The organism is Candidatus Zixiibacteriota bacterium, from assembly GCA_040753495.1.
Lineage (GTDB): Bacteria > Zixibacteria > MSB-5A5 > GN15 > PGXB01 > DYGG01.
The window spans coordinates 1-2415 of sequence record JBFMEF010000090.1; the positions used below are offsets into that span (position 1 = coordinate 1).

Below are 2415 nucleotides of genomic sequence, written 5' to 3' on the forward strand. Positions count from 1 at the left end.
AGGGCAATCGGGACACCCGCAAGCGGACCGGTCGGATTACCAGAGGCAATGCGGTCATCGATAGCCTCAGCCTGATGGAGGGCAAGGTCAGATGTGACGGTTATGAATGCATTTAACTTTTTGCCGGCGCTGAAGGCCCTCTCCAGCGCCGTCTGGCAAACATCGACCGCTTTAAATTTCCTGTTTTTTACTCCGTCAGCGATTTCACGCGCTGTCAGATTGTGATATTCTTTGATCACAGGAATGGAAGATAAGTATCAATCTCATATTTGGTGACATTGATGCGGTAGTTGTCCCACTCCACTTTCTTGTTGGCTATCAAGGTCTCAAATATGTGATCGCCTAAAACGTCCCGCACCAGTTTCGACTTTTCGGTCAGTCTGATGGCATTCTCCAAAGAGTCCGGAAGAGCGTCGATTTTGAACTTCTCCCGTTTCTCTTTGGTCATGGTGAAGATGTTCTCTTCAATCGGTTCCGGCAAGGGGTATTTATTCTCGATTCCTTCCAGTCCGGCGCCGAGCATCAGCGCAAAGGCAAGATAGGGGTTACATGCCGGGTCGGGCGAGCGGAGTTCAACCCGGGTCGATTTTTCGTGACCGGCCTTAAACATCGGAACCCGGATAAGGCTGGAACGATTGCGCCGTCCCCACGACACATAAACCGGGGCTTCATAACCGACCACCAGTCGCTTATAGGAATTGACCCACTGATTCAGCACCAGGGTCAGGTCTTTGATATGATGCAGGATGCCAGCCATGAAATAACGGGCCATATCGGAGAGATGATAAGGGGCATCCTTGGCATAGAACAGGTTTTTGTCCCCGTCAAAAATTGACATATGAGTATGCATCCCGGAGCCGTTTTCTCCGAAAATCGGCTTCGGCATAAAAGAAGCGTAAATTTCATTCTCCGCCGCCACTTCTTTCACCACGAAGCGGTAGATCTGCGCAAAGTCAGCCATTACCAACGCCTCTTGATATTTCAGGTCGATTTCATGCTGACTGGGTGCGACTTCATGATGGGAGCATTCCACCGGAATCCCCATCAGTTCCAGCGCCGCCACCGTTTTCTTTACGACATGTGTTCCGAGATCAAACGCGCCATAATCGAAGTACCCGCTCTTGTCCAGCAATTCCGGGTTGGACTCATCCTTAAAGTAGAAAAATTCAATCTCCGGTCCGAGATACGCTGTCCATCCTTTCTTGGCGTATTTTTGGAGCACCCTCTGCAAGACCCAGCGCGGGTCGCCATCGTACGGTTTCCCATCAGGCAATTGAATATCGCAGAACATCATGGCGGTTTTCTCGCCGCCGATTTCCCACGGTATGACGCGGAAAGTGCGGAGGTCCGGAATCGCCATCAGGTCGGATTCTTCAATTCTTACGAATCCTTCTATCGAGGAGCCGTCAAAAGCCTGCCCCCGCTCCAGTACGGTTTCAATCTCCGAGCGTGTAATCGACATCCCTTTTAACCGTCCCAGGATGTCGGTAAAATTCAGGCGCACATAATGAACATCAGCATCATCAATCATCCGCAAGACATCTTCTCTGGTTTTAACCACAGTCCAATCCTCCAAAATGGAAATGAATAATAAATTTATGTTTTTTTGCCATTCAGTTCAAAATAAAAATTACCCGTTCTGAATATGCCAAACAATACGCACCCTTGAAGAAAGCCAATAACGACTATTTTTGAGGCTTTAACCGCTGCCGCGGCTTTAATTTGGCGCCGCTCGTCCCTTGCCTCTTGACAAACCGCCTTGAATGATAATTACTTAACGCAATTATGTCAGATTTGTTTTACACTGGCGCCGATTCTTGAAGAATATGAAAATCAGCGGCTTTTCATATATTCGCAACGGATTTGATTACGGTTACCCGTTCCTGCAGTCAATACAGTCAGCGCTTCCGCTCTGCGATGAATTCGTAGTTGCGGTCGGCGATTCAACCGATGGCACCAGAGAGGCGATTGTCAAACTGGGTTCGCCCAAGATGCGGATTATCGATACCGTCTGGGATGATAATCTGCGCGAGGGGGGCGCCATCTTTGCCCAGCAGTGCAATATAGCTCGTGATGCCATCACCGGCGATTGGGGATTGCATATACAGGCGGACGAAGTCATCCATGAAAACGACCTTACCAGGATTCACGAGTCAATCAAGAAATATTCAGATGACCGCCGCGTGGAAGGACTTCTTTTCGACTTTCTGAATTTTTTCGGAAATTACAACTATATCGGCATAACGCGGCGGTGGCACCGCCGCGAAATTCGACTCATCCGGAACGACCGCTTAATCCGCTCTTATCGCGATTCGCAGGGATTCCGGATATATCCCTCGGAAGCCGCAATGGCGGCCGGTCACCCGGGAAGGAAACTGAATGTCAAACGGGCGGGGGCGCCGATCTATCATTACT

At 49.6% G+C, this 2415-nt stretch carries 3 protein-coding genes; 1 reads left to right on the top strand and 2 read right to left on the bottom strand.

Annotation, left to right across the window (positions count from 1 at the left end):
- Window positions 1-239, bottom strand: a 239-nt coding sequence (locus AB1690_05670; protein ID MEW6014790.1) for an amidase family protein, incomplete at its 3' end; no start/stop codon positions are given.
- The gene (locus AB1690_05675) at window positions 236-1531 is read right to left on the bottom strand and encodes a glutamine synthetase family protein (protein MEW6014791.1); all 1296 of its coding nucleotides are present in this window, start codon (window positions 1529-1531) and stop codon (window positions 236-238) included. The genes AB1690_05670 and AB1690_05675, both read right to left, overlap by 4 nt.
- Window positions 1532-1826: 295 nt before the next feature.
- On the opposite strand from AB1690_05675, the gene AB1690_05680 reads away from it, so the two are divergent.
- Window positions 1827-2415: hypothetical protein (locus AB1690_05680; GenBank protein ID MEW6014792.1), on the top strand; the 589-nt coding region annotated here is incomplete at its 3' end.